At 57.5% G+C, this 14,880-nt stretch carries 19 protein-coding genes; 13 read left to right on the plus strand and 6 right to left on the minus strand.

Features of this window, described 5'->3' with window-relative positions:
• Nucleotides 1-181: 181 nt before the first annotated feature.
• Both HIJ39_RS11990 and HIJ39_RS11995 read right to left on the minus strand, forming a co-directional pair.
• On the minus strand, nucleotides 182-664 hold the full coding sequence (locus HIJ39_RS11990; RefSeq protein WP_169099987.1) for a hypothetical protein: 483 nt from the start codon (nucleotides 662-664) through the stop codon (nucleotides 182-184).
• Between the two features lie 50 nt (nucleotides 665-714).
• Nucleotides 715-1,668 (minus strand): NAD(P)-dependent oxidoreductase, encoded by a 954-nt coding sequence (locus tag HIJ39_RS11995; protein ID WP_169099989.1) that lies wholly within the window; start codon nucleotides 1,666-1,668, stop codon nucleotides 715-717.
• Nucleotides 1,669-1,787: 119 nt separating this feature from the next.
• Between HIJ39_RS11995 and HIJ39_RS12000 the strand changes: the two genes are divergently transcribed.
• From HIJ39_RS12000 to HIJ39_RS12045, 10 genes are all read left to right on the plus strand, one after another.
• Complete coding sequence (locus HIJ39_RS12000) at nucleotides 1,788-2,153, plus strand: FliO/MopB family protein (protein WP_169099991.1); 366 nt, start codon at nucleotides 1,788-1,790, stop codon at nucleotides 2,151-2,153.
• On the plus strand, nucleotides 2,150-2,908 hold the full coding sequence (gene fliP / locus HIJ39_RS12005) for a flagellar type III secretion system pore protein FliP (RefSeq protein ID WP_169099993.1): 759 nt from the start codon (nucleotides 2,150-2,152) through the stop codon (nucleotides 2,906-2,908). The genes HIJ39_RS12000 and fliP overlap by 4 nt, the downstream gene beginning before the upstream one ends.
• Nucleotide 2,909: 1 nt before the next feature.
• Nucleotides 2,910-3,182, plus strand: a complete 273-nt coding sequence (locus HIJ39_RS12010) for a flagellar biosynthetic protein FliQ (RefSeq protein WP_169099995.1) — start codon at nucleotides 2,910-2,912, stop codon at nucleotides 3,180-3,182.
• A gap of 91 nt (nucleotides 3,183-3,273) precedes the next feature.
• Nucleotides 3,274-4,053 carry a flagellar biosynthetic protein FliR gene (locus HIJ39_RS12015; RefSeq protein WP_169099997.1) on the plus strand — a complete coding sequence of 260 codons (780 nt, stop codon included), beginning with the start codon at nucleotides 3,274-3,276 and terminating at the stop codon, nucleotides 4,051-4,053.
• Nucleotides 4,053-5,138: an EscU/YscU/HrcU family type III secretion system export apparatus switch protein gene (locus tag HIJ39_RS12020; RefSeq protein ID WP_169099999.1), complete on the plus strand. Its 1,086-nt coding sequence runs from the start codon at nucleotides 4,053-4,055 to the stop codon at nucleotides 5,136-5,138. Before HIJ39_RS12015 ends, HIJ39_RS12020 begins: the two co-directional genes overlap by 1 nt.
• Nucleotides 5,135-7,174, plus strand: a complete 2,040-nt coding sequence (gene flhA, locus HIJ39_RS12025) for a flagellar biosynthesis protein FlhA (RefSeq protein ID WP_169100001.1) — start codon at nucleotides 5,135-5,137, stop codon at nucleotides 7,172-7,174. Before HIJ39_RS12020 ends, flhA begins: the two co-directional genes overlap by 4 nt.
• Nucleotides 7,171-8,295: a flagellar biosynthesis GTPase FlhF gene (flhF, locus tag HIJ39_RS12030; protein WP_169100003.1), complete on the plus strand. Its 1,125-nt coding sequence runs from the start codon at nucleotides 7,171-7,173 to the stop codon at nucleotides 8,293-8,295. The genes flhA and flhF overlap by 4 nt, the downstream gene beginning before the upstream one ends.
• Entirely contained in the window at nucleotides 8,295-9,206 is a 912-nt protein-coding gene (locus tag HIJ39_RS12035) for a MinD/ParA family protein (RefSeq protein ID WP_169100005.1), read from the plus strand. The genes flhF and HIJ39_RS12035 overlap by 1 nt, the downstream gene beginning before the upstream one ends.
• Before the next feature lie 23 nt (nucleotides 9,207-9,229).
• Complete coding sequence (locus HIJ39_RS12040) at nucleotides 9,230-9,955, plus strand: flagellar hook-basal body protein (protein ID WP_169100007.1); 726 nt, start codon at nucleotides 9,230-9,232, stop codon at nucleotides 9,953-9,955.
• Between the two features lie 18 nt (nucleotides 9,956-9,973).
• Nucleotides 9,974-10,744 (plus strand): flagellar hook-basal body protein, encoded by a 771-nt coding sequence (locus tag HIJ39_RS12045; protein ID WP_169100009.1) that lies wholly within the window; start codon nucleotides 9,974-9,976, stop codon nucleotides 10,742-10,744.
• Here HIJ39_RS12045 and HIJ39_RS12050 read toward each other — a convergent pair.
• Nucleotides 10,713-11,276 carry a transglycosylase SLT domain-containing protein gene (locus tag HIJ39_RS12050; protein ID WP_169100011.1) on the minus strand — a complete coding sequence of 188 codons (564 nt, stop codon included), beginning with the start codon at nucleotides 11,274-11,276 and terminating at the stop codon, nucleotides 10,713-10,715. The two genes, HIJ39_RS12045 and HIJ39_RS12050, sit on opposite strands and share 32 nt — an antisense overlap.
• 176 nt (nucleotides 11,277-11,452) lie before the next feature.
• Between HIJ39_RS12050 and HIJ39_RS12055 the strand changes: the two genes are divergently transcribed.
• From HIJ39_RS12055 to fliN, 3 genes are read left to right on the plus strand one after another with little or no spacing between them, the layout of a single operon-like run.
• Nucleotides 11,453-11,929 (plus strand): flagellar basal body-associated FliL family protein, encoded by a 477-nt coding sequence (locus HIJ39_RS12055; protein WP_169100013.1) that lies wholly within the window; start codon nucleotides 11,453-11,455, stop codon nucleotides 11,927-11,929.
• A 21-nt stretch (nucleotides 11,930-11,950) separates the two neighbouring features.
• Entirely contained in the window at nucleotides 11,951-12,853 is a 903-nt protein-coding gene (locus tag HIJ39_RS12060) for a flagellar motor switch protein FliM (protein WP_169100015.1), read from the plus strand.
• Complete coding sequence (fliN, locus tag HIJ39_RS12065) at nucleotides 12,853-13,287, plus strand: flagellar motor switch protein FliN (protein WP_169100017.1); 435 nt, start codon at nucleotides 12,853-12,855, stop codon at nucleotides 13,285-13,287. Before HIJ39_RS12060 ends, fliN begins: the two co-directional genes overlap by 1 nt.
• Here fliN and HIJ39_RS12070 read toward each other — a convergent pair.
• From HIJ39_RS12070 to flgL, 3 genes are read right to left on the minus strand one after another with little or no spacing between them, the layout of a single operon-like run.
• A complete protein-coding gene (locus HIJ39_RS12070; RefSeq protein ID WP_169100019.1) occupies nucleotides 13,232-13,495 on the minus strand; it encodes a carbon storage regulator in 264 nt (87 codons plus the stop codon). The genes fliN and HIJ39_RS12070 overlap by 56 nt on opposite strands.
• Entirely contained in the window at nucleotides 13,476-13,931 is a 456-nt protein-coding gene (gene fliW, locus HIJ39_RS12075; RefSeq protein WP_169100021.1) for a flagellar assembly protein FliW, read from the minus strand. Before fliW ends, HIJ39_RS12070 begins: the two co-directional genes overlap by 20 nt.
• A gap of 20 nt (nucleotides 13,932-13,951) precedes the next feature.
• Nucleotides 13,952-14,869, minus strand: coding sequence for a flagellar hook-associated protein FlgL (flgL, locus tag HIJ39_RS12080; RefSeq protein ID WP_169100023.1), 918 nt, complete (start codon nucleotides 14,867-14,869; stop codon nucleotides 13,952-13,954).
• Nucleotides 14,870-14,880: the final 11 nt, after the last annotated feature.

Genomic DNA, 14,880 nt, shown 5'->3' on the forward strand with positions numbered 1-14,880 from the left:
CCGGTTCTATGGGGAGGAGGGCGCTCAAGGGGCACTCGCTACCACAGCCAAGCCCCGAGGCCCCTCTTTACCTACCATTCGGTCTTCAGCTATCATGGGGGCGTGCAAGCGGCTCAAATGGCCGCCTCCTCCCGCGTCTATCCCACCGGCCAGGTCCGTCCTTAGGACCTCGGCACAAATTTCATGACGTTGTTTCTTTGAAGGGGATCTGGCTAAAGGAATTGACGGTGTCTCCGGGAATCGTTTGCGTGACCCACACGGTCTTCGGGGACACGGGCTGTAGCAGAAGACGGATGGGTCGGGTTTTGGACGATCCACTGACGGTCGCCTCGGCCACGGTTCCGGAAAGCGACAGGTGGTTGCCTTTCGCACTCGGCGTGCCTTTTAGGTTCGCCTCGATGAGAGAGCCGAACTCGCTCAGATAGACAACGGCACCCACCCGATGCCCGTGAATCGATTCGATCACCAGGGATTCCCGCGGCGTGCCGCCTCCGGGATTGTTCAGCTGCCATACGCTGCCACTTTTAAATACGACCGGTCCAATCTTTAGGGTGGAGACGGGTGTGGTCGGTACTGATTGCTTGGGCGGTTTGGCTTGCTGGGTACCGCAACCTGATAAGGCCATGAGGGTCATGGCGGCAACGAGAGCCATCCGGGTTCGCATGGAACACCTCCCCCGGTATGATATCACTTGCGAGAATGGCCTGCGCTTCATTATGGCCAGCGAACGGGTGAGCGCGGCGGACGGCCAGACAGGACCCGCTCTACATCTTCCAGTACTAGCGACGTGGTGCGGCCTAGGGCTTCTTGAGTCAGTCCGGCCAGATGGGGCGTTAAGTGCACGTTGGGAAAAGAGGCCAACGGATCGGGCATGGCGGGCGGTTCCGCTTCGCGCACATCGAGAAAGACGGAGCCCAGCCGGCCTTCGTGAAGCGCTTCATTGAGCGCCGATTCATCGATAAGCGCCCCCCGGGCGGTGTTGATGAGCACCAGGCCCGGTTTAGCGTTTCGCAAAATCTCCCGGTCGATGAGGTGGGTGGTTTCTGGTCGCAAAGGAGCATGCAAGGTGAGTGCGTCACATCGTGACACCAGGTCTAAAAGACTCGATTCTGGGCTTACAGTGCCATCGGCAATGAGGGCGTGAAAGGGTGCCAAATGGGGATCATAGGCGGCCACTGTCATGCCGAGGAAGCGGGCCGTCCGGGCCACGCGACTGCCGATGTCGCCCATGCCTACGAGTCCGAGCGTTTTGCCGTGAATCTCTCGTCCACCCAAATGGCGCTGCCAGCGTCCATCGCGGGCGGCGTCATGCCATGCCTGCCAGGGACGCATACTGTAGAGCAGGGCGCCAATGACATACTCGACCACCGCAATGGCATTGGCACCTCGCGCATACACGACCGTCACATGACGTTCCTGACATGCATCCACATCGATGTTGTCCAGACCAACCCCGAGACGGCCCACCACCTTAAGCTCGGGTGCGGAATCAAGGAGGGCGGCGTTAACCTGAGTTCGGTTTCGCACCACCAGCGAGCTCGCGGATGCCAGCACACGCTTCAAAGCGTCAGCGTCTCCCCAAAGATCGGGCTGATATGAGACGGGCCGTGGCAGCTGCTTTAGCAACTCAAGCCCTTGAGCGTCCATCCATTCGCTAATAACAACCATTCTTGTCCCCTCTGTTCCAATAAATGAGATGCTTGTTCGCTGCAGAAATAGCTCTTGATGTTTCGTATTCCTGACAGGCACTTTTTATAATGATTTGAAGAGATTGGGGGATTTTAGGCATGTCGTCCGTCGGATTGTTTTTGCGCTTTCTGTGGGCTATGGCACTGGTGGTGGCCTTGGCTTGGGGGGCGGCGCGCATGCTGAAGAAGATCGGCTTTGGCAAAATCAGTGCTTCCCGCTACCTAAATCAAATTGACTATTTGTCGCTAGGCCCCAAACGGGGGGTGGCCCTGGTTCAGTTGGTGGACCGGACGGTCGCGCTTGGGGTGACCGATCAATCGATTTCGCTCTTGATGGAGATTCCCCCGGAGGCAATGGCAGAGCGTGCTACGGCGACGGTCGATGGGGCGCCGGCATCCCCGCCGTCCCTCTCGCAGTTTGCGGAAGAAATGATGAAGCGGTTAAAGCGGGACGGCCGCGAATGACGCTCAAGACGCCCTTGGCGCCCATTATCGCGGGAGCGGCCGTCCTCTTGGCGTCGGCTCCGGTGTGGGCGGCGGGGAACGGGGGCCTCCCTGCGGTTACCATCAACCCCGGGTCGAGTTCGTCGCCTAGCCAAACCATCGGCATTCTGGCGCTATTGACGCTTCTCTCGTTTCTACCGGCCATTTTGCTGACCATGACCGCCTTTACCCGTGTTGTCACGGTGCTGTCGTTCGTCCGCAGCGCTCTAGGACTCCAGCAGACGCCTCCCAACCAAGTGCTCATTGGATTGGCGCTGTTTTTGACTTTCTTTATCATGTCTCCGACGCTTACCGCCATCAATCATCAGGCACTGCATCCATATCTTGCCGGGCACCTGACCTTGACGCGGGCGGGCGCCAAAGCTTTGGTGCCGTTGCGGAAGTTCATGTACCAGCAAACACGGACTAGCGACCTGGCGCTCTTTCTGAAGTTGGACCACATCAAGCCGCCGCACGGTTTGGCGGGTGTGCCCACGATGGCATTAATCCCCGCGTTTATTATTTCCGAACTTAAGACCGCCTTTGAAATTGGGGTCTACATCTACATCCCGTTTGTGGTCATTGACATGGTGGTGTCTACCATCTTGATGTCGATGGGAATGATGATGGTGCCTCCCACGCTGATCTCGCTGCCGCTTAAGCTGTTGCTGTTTGTGCTGGCTAACGGTTGGAGTCTGGTGGTCCAATCGCTGGTCATGTCGTTCCATGGAGGATAATATGTTCGACCACGCCTTGCAATTAAGCCAGTCTGCGATGATTACTGCCGGAATTGTGTTGCTGCCGCTATTAGCAGCCGCCCTGCTGGTGGGATTGTTAGTGGGCATCTTTCAAGCGACGACCCAGATTCAGGAGATGACTCTCTCCTTTCTCCCCAAGCTGGTCGCGCTGGGCGTGATTCTCTACATCGGCGGGCCATGGTTTCTTCGCATCTTGGTTTCCTTCATGCAGCGCGATCTGTCCAGTTTCTGGCAAACTGGATACTTGCCATGACGAAGAATATGGTGCTTAAAATGTCGGGTCGGGCAGGGGTCTTTCCTACAATGAAAAGGAAAGCCGGAGAGGGACGCGAGGATTGGGAGCGATGACCCTGGCACTCGACCTCACGGAAGCCACGGTCACCTTTCTCTTGGTGGCGGCCCGCATAGCGGGCATCATTGTCACCGCCCCGCTGTTCAGTTCCAGCTATATTCCGGCGATGCTCCGGGTCGCCATGGTGTTTGTGCTGGCGCTGATTCTGACGCCTGGCCTGCATGCGGACGCCTCCATGACCGGCGTTGCATTGTCCATCGGAATTCTGGTGCAGTTTGTCGTTGGGACCATGATGGGGTTGGTGTTGGCGCTCTTTTTGAGCTTGTTTGGGATGGCCGGGCAGGTCATCACTTATCAGTTGGGGGTCGGTTTGGCGGTGGCGGCCAATCCTGGGCTTCTCTCCGAAGGCTCGTTTTTGGCGGAGTGGGAGACGCTGTTGGCGCTGTTTGTGTTTATTGTGGGTGGGGGCCCGGAATTGATGATTGTGGCACTCCATTCCAGTTTTCAGGCCATCTCCATCAATGCCTTGGTGATTCCCGGGGCATCGTTCGGCTTTGTCACGGGCTTGTTTCAAACGGTCCTGGAAATTGCGCTGTTGATGGCGGCGCCATTGGTTATGACTGGACTCATTGTGAATCTTGCGGTGGGGGTGTTGTCCCGGGCGTTTCCCCAATTGAACGCCTACTTTTTCTCCCTGCCCATCAATTTTGGGTTGAGTCTTTTGATGTTTGTCATCATTTTGCCCACCATGCTCGCCGTGATGCCAACGATATGGCAGCATGCGTGGACTGATGTGAGCCGATTGTTGGTGTATTTGGAAGGACATGCCTAATGGCCGTAATTGCGACAACATTTCCCATAGCCGGTCCATGGATGATGGCCGAGCGAACTCAAGCACCGACCCCGAGAAGGCGCCAGCGGGCGCGCGAGGAAGGCCAAGGCTGGTTCAGCCCGGACTTTCAGGCCGCGGTAGCCCTATTGGTGGCGGTGTTAGTGCTGCGCTGGTATCTTCCATGGAGCGGACGGCAGCTCGCCCACATGGAGGCGGCCATCCTGGCGCTCAGTACCACCCCCGAATTTGCCCAAAGCTGGGACCAGGCCGCACTGACGGCGGCCCACGCTTTGTTAACGGTGCTCATGCCGGTGGCGCTGCCCATTACCGGGGTGGGTCTGTTGTCCGGATTTGCCCAGCATGGGCTTCGCTTCAACCTCACGCGGTTGGCGCCAGACTTCGCTCGCCTCAATCCCATAGCCGGACTTCAGCGCATGTTCTCGGTGCAAGGGCTGTGGATGCTGGCTAAAGGACTTTTGAAGGTGGGGATTATTGGTGTGGCGGCTGGGGTGACCATTGCCTCCCAATTGCATGCCTATGGCCAGCTTCTGGTGATGCCGCTCGGTCAGGCTCTGGCCGAGTCAGCCAGCCTCTTGACCGGGGTGCTGACCCGCACAGCGGCTGCCTTCTTTCTGATCGGCGCGATAGATGCCTTCTATCAGTACCGCTCTTTTCAGCAGAGCCTGAAGATGTCCACGCAGGAAGTCCGGGACGAAATGAAGGAAACGGACGGCAATCCCGAGGTCCGCGGGAGGCGCCGGCAGATGCACCGACGCTTTATTCAGACGGGGATGCGGGAAGTGAAAAACGCCTCCGTGATGGTGACCAACCCCACGCACTACGCCGTAGCCCTAAAGTGGGATGAGATGACCATGCCGGCGCCGCAGGTTATCGCCAAGGGGGCGGACGAAACGGCACTGGCGATGCGCGAGATTGCCTACGAGCATTCCATCCCCATTGTGGAAAATCCCCCCTTAGCCCGGGCGCTGTATTTAGTACCTTTGGGCGAGACCATTCGCGAGGAGCACTATCAAGCGGTGGCTGACATTCTCGCCTTTATCATTCGGCGGAGGCAGGGACGATGAGATGGAATGCCCGGGCTATCATGCGGGAAGGGTTTGTGCCGGTCGCAGCGATTATCGCCATCTTAATGCTGGTCATCCCGGTTCCGCCGTGGATACTAGACTTCTTCCTGCTGGTCAATATTGCGCTGTCGGTGACGGTCTTGGTGAGCACCATGTTTATCGACCAGGTGCTGGATTTGTCGGTTTTCCCTTCCTTGTTGTTATTGACCACGCTGTTCCGGCTGGCATTGGAGGTGACCGCGACCCGGTTAATTTTATTGCGCGGCGACCCCGGCGCGGTGATCCAAACCTTTGGTCGGATGGTGGTTGGCAACAACGTTGTTGTAGGGATTATCATTTTCATCATCTTGATTGTGATTCAGTTTATGGTCATCACCCGCGGTGCTGAGCGCGTATCGGAAGTTGCCGCGCGCTTCACGTTGGACGCCATGCCGGGCAAGCAGATGGCCGTGGATGCGGAGCTTAACGCCGGATTGATCAAAGAGGACGAGGCCAAGCGGCGTCGGCAGGAGATTGAGCGCGAGGCTGATTTTTATGGCGCCATGGACGGTGCGTCCAAGTTTGTTCGTGGGGATGCCATGGCCGGCATTGTGATTGTTCTCATCAACATCGTCGGCGGCCTCATTATTGGGCTGGTGCAGCGGCATCTGGCGATTGGCGCGGCTGCTAGCACTTATACCATCCTCACCGTCGGGGAAGGGCTCACCACCCAGATTCCCGCGTTGCTGCTGTCCACCTCGACCGGTATCTTGGTGACCCGGTCAGGGGGAACTGGGAACACGCTGAACACCGATGTGCTGTCGCAGCTGACAGCCCTTCCCCGGGTGCTGTACATCGTCGCCATCGTCTTGGGATTGCTGGCCATCTTCACCTCGCCGTGGATTCTCTTGCCCATGGGCGGCGTCGTGTTTTATCTCGCATGGCGAATGGATGAGAACCAAAAGAAGGAAAAGGCGGCATCCGAAGAGAAGAAGCGTGTCGAAAGCGCAGCGGCGCAAAATCGACCGGAATCGGCACTAAATCTCATTGGCAGCGACGCGGTGGAATTGGAAGTCGGTGTGGGATTGGTGCCTCTGGTCGGCGGACAGGCGGGGAACGATTTGCGCGAGCGCATCTCGGCGTTGCGACGGCAGATTACGGTGGAGTTGGGGCTGGTGATTCCCCCCATCCGGGTGCGAGACAACCTGGAACTCGCCCTCAATCAATACCGCATTCGCATTCGCGGGGCCGAGGTGGCGTTGGCGGACGTGCGGCCGGATCGATTTTTGGCGATGGGAGGTGGCGATTTGGGGATTGAGGCGGCAACGCCGACGCAAGATCCCGTGTTTGGCCTGCCGGCATTCTGGATTCGCGAGGACGCGCGTGACCGGGCGGAGATGGCAGGGGCGACCATCATCGATCCGGGTTCGGTGATGGTGACGCATCTCGCGGAGATTATTCGCCGACACGCGTACGAGATTATCGGGCGTCAAGATGTCAAACTCTTAATTGACCATGTGCGGCAAACCCATCCGGTGGTCGTGCAGGAATTGATACCCGATCTATTAAGTCTCGGAGAAGTGCAGCGGGTGTTGGCCAATTTGCTGCGCGAACGGGTTTCGATCCGTGACCTGCCGACAATCTTGGAGGCTTTGGCGGATCGGGCCCGGGTGACGCGCGACATCGACGTGTTGACGGAGGCGGCGCGGCAGGCGATTGGCCGCCACATTACGCGGGGCCTCATGCGTCAAGGCGTGTTGCACGCGCTGGTGTTGTCGCCCGAGGTTGAGGCGGAAATCCGGAGCTCGATTGAGAATACGGATCAAGGTAATTATTTAAATTTGGACCCGGCCAAGGCCCAGCAGATTTTTCAGAGCATCCGCGATTCCCTCACCAAGCTTCCGAACGGCGCACCGCCGACCATCATTACTTCGCCGCTGGTGCGGGTTTATTTGAAACGGTTAACGGAGCGCATGTGGCGGGACCTGTCGGTTCTGTCGTATGCGGAGTTGGGGACTGATATTTCGGTGAAAACGGTGGGAGTGGTATCCATATGATCGTCAAGCGGTATTCCGGGCGCACGGCAGAAGAAGCCTTAGCCATGGCTAAGCTGGAACTCGGTGACGACGCCATTATTCTGTCGTCCGGGAAAGCCCGCGATCATTGGTGGAAGTTTTGGCAAAGCGGCTATCAAGTGCTGGTGGCGACCGACTATCCGCGCCGAAATGGCGCGGCGTCCTCCAAGGAGGCAGCACCGACCGTGCTGGCTCCGGCAGCCGGACCCGTGGTGGAGGTGGCCCATCCGCCCCTGGTTGAGCCTCCGCCGCTGCCCGAGGATCCCCGCCTCAGCCAAGTGCTCACCCTGTTGGAAGGCATGGGAGAGCGGTTAGAGCGGATGGAGGGTTTGGGAGATGACCAGACGCTAGAAGCGTATCAGTTCTTCTTGGACCGGGGCGTCTCAGAGGGTTGGTCGAGAAAATTAGCCGAGGCCGTGCGTGTGCGCCAACAGGAAGAGGAGTGCCCGCGCGAGCAGGCGATCCGCGAGACTCTCATGGAGCGATTGGGGCCTCCCGCTCCCATCGCGCTTGCTGAACCCGCCACGGTGTTGTTTGTCGGGCCGACGGGATCGGGCAAAACCACCACGATTGCCAAACTCGCCGCCTATTGCCATTTGGAACGGCAGAAGTCGGTGCTCTTAATCTCCACCGATACTTTTCGGGTGGCGGCCGTTGAGCAGTTGAAAACCTACTCGGAAATCATCGGGGTGCCGTTTCAAGTAGCGCTGAGACCCCAGGACATTCCTCACATTTTGAAGGACCGCAAGTGGGACGTGGTGCTGATTGATACGGCAGGCCACAGTCTTAATCATGCCTTGTACATGTCGGAAATTCGCACCATACAGCAACTGTCCCAGGCGACCGACGTGCAGCTTGTTATCCCTGCCACCATGGAAGCGGGCTTGATGTGCGAGACGGCCCAAGTTTTTGCTGACGGGTTGGATGCCAAAATCTGCTTTACCAAAATTGACGAGGTGCGGCGCCCGGGTGCGCTCTGGACGGCCGCGCTAACGCTTGGCTGGCCCCTGTCATATTTAACCGATGGCCAGAATGTGCCCGACGATATTCAGGCGGCGTTTCCGGAGACCTTGGTTAATCTGATGATGGGAGGGGAGCGCTGATGGCACATCAAGGCGATGCGCTGCGCAGCTGGGTTCGCTCCAAAACCGATCAAGCTACGCGTGAAGTACTCAATCAGCGGCTGCAAGGGGCACGAGTGATGGCGGTCACGTCGGGAAAGGGGGGCGTGGGCAAGTCCAGTCTGGTGCTGAATCTTGCCCTGGCGATGGCCGAACGGGGCCAACGCACCGTTATTCTCGACGCAGATTTGGGTTTGGCCAACATTAATATTATGCTAGGTTATGAACCGATATACACGCTATGGGATGTGGTTGAGCATCGCGTGACCTTGAAGGAGACGCTGCAAAACGCGCCCAATGGGGTTCGGATTATTCCGGGAGGTTCCGGCATCACGGAATTAGCGCGCCTCGACGCCGTGGAAATTTCACATATTATTGAAGGATTTCAAGAGTTGGAAGGCGAGTGCGACTGGCTCATCATCGACACCTCGGCTGGTATTTCGGACAGCGTATTGGCGTTCGTTCTAGCGGCCGACGAGGCATTGGTGGTGACCAACCCGGAGCCCACAGCACTGGCGGATGCCTATGGACTCATCAAGGCCGTCTGGGAACAGGATGGCCGGGTCGCGTTGAAACTCATCATGAACCGGAGTCAGAGCCGCGAACAAGGGACGCGCATGGGGAATAGGCTGACCGATTTGGCGGTTAAAGCGCTGGGTCAGCCGGTGGAATTTTTAGGGCTTGTCGCTGAGGATCCGGTGGTGGCCCGCTCGGTTATTCGCCAAGTTCCGTTTTTCTCTGCCTACCCCAATAGTGAGGCGGCGGGAGACATCGGGGATATTGCCGATCGGTTGCTACACCGGGTGCCGCCGCCCCGACGAGGCGGGTGGGGGGCTTTCGTTCGGCGGTTGGTGGAGAACTGGCCACGGGACATCAATCGGGAAACCATCTAGCCCGGGCTGAGGGAGGAACGGCAATGGACGCGCTCTATATCGCAGCGGCTGGGATGATTGGACAAAATCAGAACTTGGCCCTTGTTGCGGGCAATCTTTCCAATTCCCAGTCGCCCGGCTATTTGGCGGAAAGCGGTACGTTTGAAGCATTTCCGAGCGGTACGGTGGTCGAAAATGGTCGCAACCCCAAGGTGTTAGGTCAAAGTTCCAGCGGGGTGGCCTTTACCTCCGCTATTGACATGGCGGGAAGTGGGGTTGAGTCCACCGGCAACCCCAATAACGTGGCCATTTTAGGCAATGGGTTCTTTGTGGTGCGAACGGCAAACGGCATCGCCTACACCCGCGATGGGCAATTCTCTGTCGACGCCTTGGGCCGATTGGTGACCGCTCGAGGCGACTTGGTGCTGGGTAAAAATGGCCAACCCATTCACGTGAAAACAGGCCAGGGGTTCACTGTCAGCCCCACCGGGGTGATTACCCAAGGAACCACGACGGTCGGCGCGTTGGCGCTGACCAATTTGTCGCCCGTCGGCCTCAAGGCACTGGGCAACGATCTTTATACCAGCCCCACGCGGTTGCCGTTTACGGGACAGGTTCTTCAATCTGCTGTGAATAGCTCTAATGTCAATGTTGCGGATGAAATGGTGCAAATGATTGATGCGCAATCCCGCTATCAATCGCTGACGGAAATGGTGAATGAGGAATCCAAACGTCTATCGACCGCGGCCACGCTGGGGGTTCTGGCGTAGCGCGAGAAAGGATGCGCGATGTTCTCAGTACTTGGAATTGGATCTAACGGGCTGAATACACAAAGCGATGTGTTGAACGCGATTGCGTCCAACATTGCCAACGCCAACACGCCGGGCTATGGAAGCCGGGAGACGGCGGTGGCCAGCACAGGCAATGCCGTGGTGCGCCCTTCCGGCGCCAAATTGTTGGGTCAGACACTGGTCCCCGGCCTCACATTGAATGCCGGTGCCGCTCTGCAGGGCAATGTACCGGTGTTCGGCACCGGCATTCAACCTACCAGCACCCCGTCAAACTTGGCGATTCAAGGGGATGGGTTCTTCATGGTTTCCACGCCTAACGGCATCGCTTTCACGCGGGCTGGAACCTTCGAGATCGACTCGGGGGGCGAATTGGTGCTGCCTAGCGGGGCCAAGCTCTATCCGCCCGTCACCATTCCCCAGGGCGCGCAGTTTACCATCTCGGCTGATGGTGTGGTCACGATTAAAGGGGCCAATGGTCCCCAGGTGGTGGGGCAGGTCAAGCTGGCCTCCATCCCCAATCCGTCCGGCTTGGTCGCCCAGGGCAACAATCTGTATGGGTTGTCGGCCAATTCCGGCAAGCCCACGGTGGTGACGCCAGGTCAAGGCGGGACGGGCACATTAGCGCCGTCGGCTGTCAACCAAAGCTCCACCAATCTGGCTGACAATCTGGTGAACCTGGTGCAGGCAGAAACGGCCTATAGCGTCAACGCCAAGGTTATTTCCGTGGATCAACAGGTTATACAGTCGACGACGAATTTGCAGGTGTAGGGGATGCCATGTTGGCCTGATATTGAGCCAGCACGGCACGGACATAATGTTGCGTTTGCTGGTATGGAGGGATGCCGCCATATTCATCCACGGCCCCAGGACCGGCATTATATGCAGCCACGGCCAAGGAGAGGTTCTGGTGGAATTCTCCTAAGAGACTTTTGAGATACTCGGCGCCGCCCATTGCGTTTTGGGCGGCGTTTTCGGGGTTGACGCCCAATTGCGCGGCAGTCCCCGGCATCAGTTGCATAAGGCCAATGGCGCCTGCCGAGCTGACCGCGGCGGGATTGAGTCCAGATTCCACCGTTGCGACCGCCTTCAGCAGTGCCGGTGAAAGGCCTGTGGCGCTGGCGGCGGCGGCTAGCGCCCCATCCACTGTAGTTGAACCGGATGGGCTTGGGGTTGTGCTGGAAGAGGACTCCCCATTGAGGAGTGCCGCAAAGTTGGCGCCACTCGAACTGATTCCCGTAGCCATGGGGGCCACGAGGTCTTCCAAGAGCGTATTCAGGGCGATGAGCAGATAGGTGTCCACTTGATCCTCCTCTTCCCAGTGTACTGTCGGTCCCTTCCCAAGCGATAGTCTTTAGCGGGAATTTTGCTCGGGCAAAAACTATTGCGGCGCGAAGGAATTCCTCGAAGGGTGGCGAATTGTGGAATATATTAGCGGCCGAAATAAGCCGCAGGAATGAATGATAAAGAGGGATCCGGTTGAAGAAGATTTTGCTGTTTGTGATTGTCTTTATTGTTGGGCTGGGAGCGGGTGCCGCAGGCATTATCTTCATGGAGCCTTCGATGTTGAGCCATACACCGCCACCCGTGATCGAGTCCGTGCCTTTTAATCCTCAAACGGCGGTGCCGATCACGGAGACGGGGATTCAGTCCAATTTGGCCGGCAATACTCATTATGTGAGCTTTGATTTGGAGTTTGAGGTCATGCCGGCTGCTTTAAAGTCGGCAGGAGGTACGGCTACGGCCTCGAGCGGCAGTACAGGCACGGGTTCGGCGCTGTTGGACGCGAAGATTCGCAATCAACTTATTGCGTTGGCCCGGTCTACCCCGTATAGCGAGTTCACCAGTTCCGGCGGCATTACCGTGTTTAAAGACCAAGTGTCCACCATCTTGCAGTCTATTTTTGGTCCAGGATCGGTATCGGATGTGTACTTTTCCAATCTGTTGACGCAATAGTTCCGTTCGCGAGGAGAGGCCATGGGGCTAGTTCGAGAGCATGAAGGAGTTCGTCCATATGACTTTCAGCGTCCTCATCAATTAAGCCGGGGACAATTGGACGCTGTAACGACGGTCCTCACAACTTTTTGGCGCAGTGCCGCGAATGTGCTGGCCACTTATCTTCGCACCCCGGTCCAGCTGCAGCATATGACGGTGGAACAGGTACCCTACGAGGAAATGCTGCAGACAATAAAGGTACCGGCGGTTCTGGGCGTTTTCAATGCCGCTCCCAATCCCGGCAGCGCCATGATTGAGTGTGCGCCGATGGTGGCTTTGGCGATGGTGGACCGCTCGTTGGGCGGCCCCGGGGTTGGCGAAATGCCGTCCCGGCGCTTGACCGAAATTGAGCAGTCCATCATCCGCCGCCTCTTTGAGCGCATTCTGGCGGTATATCGGGATGTCTGGCAGCCCATGGCACCGATTGAACCCAAGATGCAGGCGATGGAGCATAACCCTAGTTTTGCCCAGGTGGCGGCCGAAGGGGATTTGGTGGTGGTGGCCCGCCAGCAGGTGGGTGTGGATGGTCATCGAGGCCACCTGGCTTTGGTTTGGCCCTATGCCAACATCGAGCCCTTAGCCGAGGCGGCGCTGAAATATCAGCTTATCCGCGATGGCACCATGGAAAACGTGGTCCCGAAACCGGAAGCCATGCTTCGTCATGTGGAAGCCGCCCCCGTGACCGGCAGCGTATTGTTAGGGCGGACAGACATCACGCTGGGCGACTTTAGCCAGCTCAAAGTCGGAGATGCGGTGATATTGAAGAATCGTTACGACCAGCCGCTCATGCTCCGCTTGTCCAATCGTGAAAAGTTCTTGGTGTTGCCCGGCAAGAGCCATGGGAAGTTGGCTGTGCGGGTGATTTCCCGAATGGAGGAAGAGTAATGGCAAAGAAGGCGGCCCGGCTAACCGCGGAAGAAATTCAGGCGTTGGTGGATGCCTCGGACACGTCAGAAGCGGCGGCAGAGGATGCGGTTGTCGAGGTCAAAAAGGTCGAATTTAGCGAGCTCGACGACCCAGGAACGGGGTCGACCCGTCCTGGCTCAGGTTCAGAATCGGTAGAATTTCTTTGGGACGTGCCACTGACGGTGGAGGTGGTGTTGGGCAGCACGGAAGTCACCGTCAAAGACGTGCTCGAAGTGGGGCCGGGTTCAGTCATTGAGCTCGATCGTGCCTATGGCGAGCCGGTCGATCTCTATCTGAATGGGCGGCTCGTGGCCCGCGGCGATGTGGTGATTATCGGTGAGCAATTTGGCGTCAAGATTACCGAGATTTTGGTGACGGGCGAGGAGATGGGTTCCCTTTCTCAGAATCCGTGAACTGGGCCAAATCGTCTGGCGAAATGGATTCCGCCGCTTCCCGGTTTTGACTCTGAGCTAGGACAATTTCCTCGCGCATAATGGTCACGTCCTTCGGCGCCTCGATACCCAGCTTGACTTGGTCGCCTTGAATGGACAGGACCACAATGCGAATGGTGCCCTCCTGCAGTTGGAGGGCTTCGTTTGTTTTACGGGTGAGTACCAGCATGACTCGGCGCCTCCGACGATGTTCCCTCCGGGAACAAGGGATATTGAACGGGATACGGCAAGGATAGCACAAATTGGCCACCGCGGCGGGTACGGCGATTAAAGACCAGAGGACTGCGGAGATTCATGCTGGGAGTGTGCCCATTGCCCATCGTACATAAACATAGAACGGCCCACTCGGAAGCCTCGCCGAGCGGTTCCGGCAACTCATTTGGAGGCAGTTGATATTCCGGGAAGCGCAAAAGAGGGTCGATGCAAATAAACGCCAGCGATGGCGTGGATACCGACTGCAAGTAGAGGAAGGGACTATTGGCTTGATGCGGCAAGAGCACAAACCGCCGCTCCTGAGGGAACCCCAAAATTTCGTAATCCACCATCAGAATGTCTGCGTCATCGATGGCAATGCGCCCATGAAAGCGCGTGTCAATTGTCGGCATGATAATCCTTTCTGTCCCGCCTAGGGATTGATGTAGTTCAAGAGCGATAGGGACAAAATTTTCGACCCGCTTTGCAAGGCGGCCTGATAGGCGTCTTCCTCCTGTGCCAGCTGGGTGGTGACTTGCGCCATGTTGGCGCCGGATGTATTGGCGATATTCTGACTAAGGTCAGAGGAGGCGTTTTGCAGTTGGGTCAGGGTGTTTTTTACCCGCGCCAACCGTCCGCCTTCCAGCGCTTGCGCACTAGTCAAGTTGCTAAGGTCTTGATTGAGACCCTTCAACATCCCCTTGACGGCTGTGGGCCCGCTTGAAATGTCCTGGGACAGCGTTCCCAAGTCTTGATAGGCCTGAAGAAGATAATTGACTGGGGCGGTGCTGGTGCCTCCTTGACCCACGTTTTCCCATCCTGTCAGGTTGACCGTCACGTTGGTGTTGGTGTCAATCCCAAAGGTCCGGGCATCCGTCGCCCCGGCAGGCCATGGATTGGTGGCTCCCGTTGAGCCGATAGGCGGGGTTTGGTCGTTATAGCCTGAGAAAATATAACTACCCTCATACTGAGTATTCAGCAGCTCGCCAAAGTTTTGCTGCAGGCCTTTTACGGTTTCCGCCATGGCGTTCAGGTCGCTGGGGTTGTTGGTGGAGTTGGCCGCCTGGGTAGCCGTCTGCAGGGCCTGATCCCATAGGGAAATCATGCTGCTGAGGACGCCGTTGGTTTGGTTAATCCAGCCTTCGGCAGCCTGAGCCGATTGAGTGTAGCCCTGAAGCTGACTTAAGGTATTGTTGAGGCCCAACGTGTTTTCGGCCGCAATGGGATTGTCTGAAGGCACCTGAAAGCTTTGCCCGGTCGACTCCTCCTGCTGTAACTGAGTGATTTGGCTCTCCTGGTTTTGGATGTTTTGCAGAAGGCTATTGGCTATGGTCATGGGTGTAACGTTCATCGAATTCCTCC

The sequence above is a fragment of the Sulfobacillus harzensis genome (genome assembly GCF_012933365.1).
GTDB classification, from domain to species: domain Bacteria; phylum Bacillota; class Sulfobacillia; order Sulfobacillales; family Sulfobacillaceae; genus Sulfobacillus_B; species Sulfobacillus_B harzensis.

Bases quoted from the DNA above. Each gene is read 5' to 3' on its own strand.
- HIJ39_RS11990 (WP_169099987.1), bottom strand. From the start codon at position 664: ATGCGAACCCGGATGGCTCTCGTTGCCGCCATGACCCTCATGGCCTTA.
- HIJ39_RS11995 (WP_169099989.1), bottom strand. From the start codon at position 1,668: ATGGTTGTTATTAGCGAATGGATGGACGCTCAAGGGCTTGAGTTGCTA.
- HIJ39_RS12000 (WP_169099991.1), top strand. From the start codon at position 1,788: ATGTCGTCCGTCGGATTGTTTTTGCGCTTTCTGTGGGCTATGGCACTG.
- fliP (WP_169099993.1), top strand. From the start codon at position 2,150: ATGACGCTCAAGACGCCCTTGGCGCCCATTATCGCGGGAGCGGCCGTC.
- HIJ39_RS12010 (WP_169099995.1), top strand. From the start codon at position 2,910: ATGTTCGACCACGCCTTGCAATTAAGCCAGTCTGCGATGATTACTGCC.
- HIJ39_RS12015 (WP_169099997.1), top strand. From the start codon at position 3,274: ATGACCCTGGCACTCGACCTCACGGAAGCCACGGTCACCTTTCTCTTG.
- HIJ39_RS12020 (WP_169099999.1), top strand. From the start codon at position 4,053: ATGGCCGTAATTGCGACAACATTTCCCATAGCCGGTCCATGGATGATG.
- flhA (WP_169100001.1), top strand. From the start codon at position 5,135: ATGAGATGGAATGCCCGGGCTATCATGCGGGAAGGGTTTGTGCCGGTC.
- flhF (WP_169100003.1), top strand. From the start codon at position 7,171: ATGATCGTCAAGCGGTATTCCGGGCGCACGGCAGAAGAAGCCTTAGCC.
- HIJ39_RS12035 (WP_169100005.1), top strand. From the start codon at position 8,295: ATGGCACATCAAGGCGATGCGCTGCGCAGCTGGGTTCGCTCCAAAACC.
- HIJ39_RS12040 (WP_169100007.1), top strand. From the start codon at position 9,230: ATGGACGCGCTCTATATCGCAGCGGCTGGGATGATTGGACAAAATCAG.
- HIJ39_RS12045 (WP_169100009.1), top strand. From the start codon at position 9,974: ATGTTCTCAGTACTTGGAATTGGATCTAACGGGCTGAATACACAAAGC.
- HIJ39_RS12060 (WP_169100015.1), top strand. From the start codon at position 11,951: ATGGGGCTAGTTCGAGAGCATGAAGGAGTTCGTCCATATGACTTTCAG.
- fliN (WP_169100017.1), top strand. From the start codon at position 12,853: ATGGCAAAGAAGGCGGCCCGGCTAACCGCGGAAGAAATTCAGGCGTTG.
- HIJ39_RS12070 (WP_169100019.1), bottom strand. From the start codon at position 13,495: ATGCTGGTACTCACCCGTAAAACAAACGAAGCCCTCCAACTGCAGGAG.
- fliW (WP_169100021.1), bottom strand. From the start codon at position 13,931: ATGCCGACAATTGACACGCGCTTTCATGGGCGCATTGCCATCGATGAC.
- flgL (WP_169100023.1), bottom strand. From the start codon at position 14,869: ATGAACGTTACACCCATGACCATAGCCAATAGCCTTCTGCAAAACATC.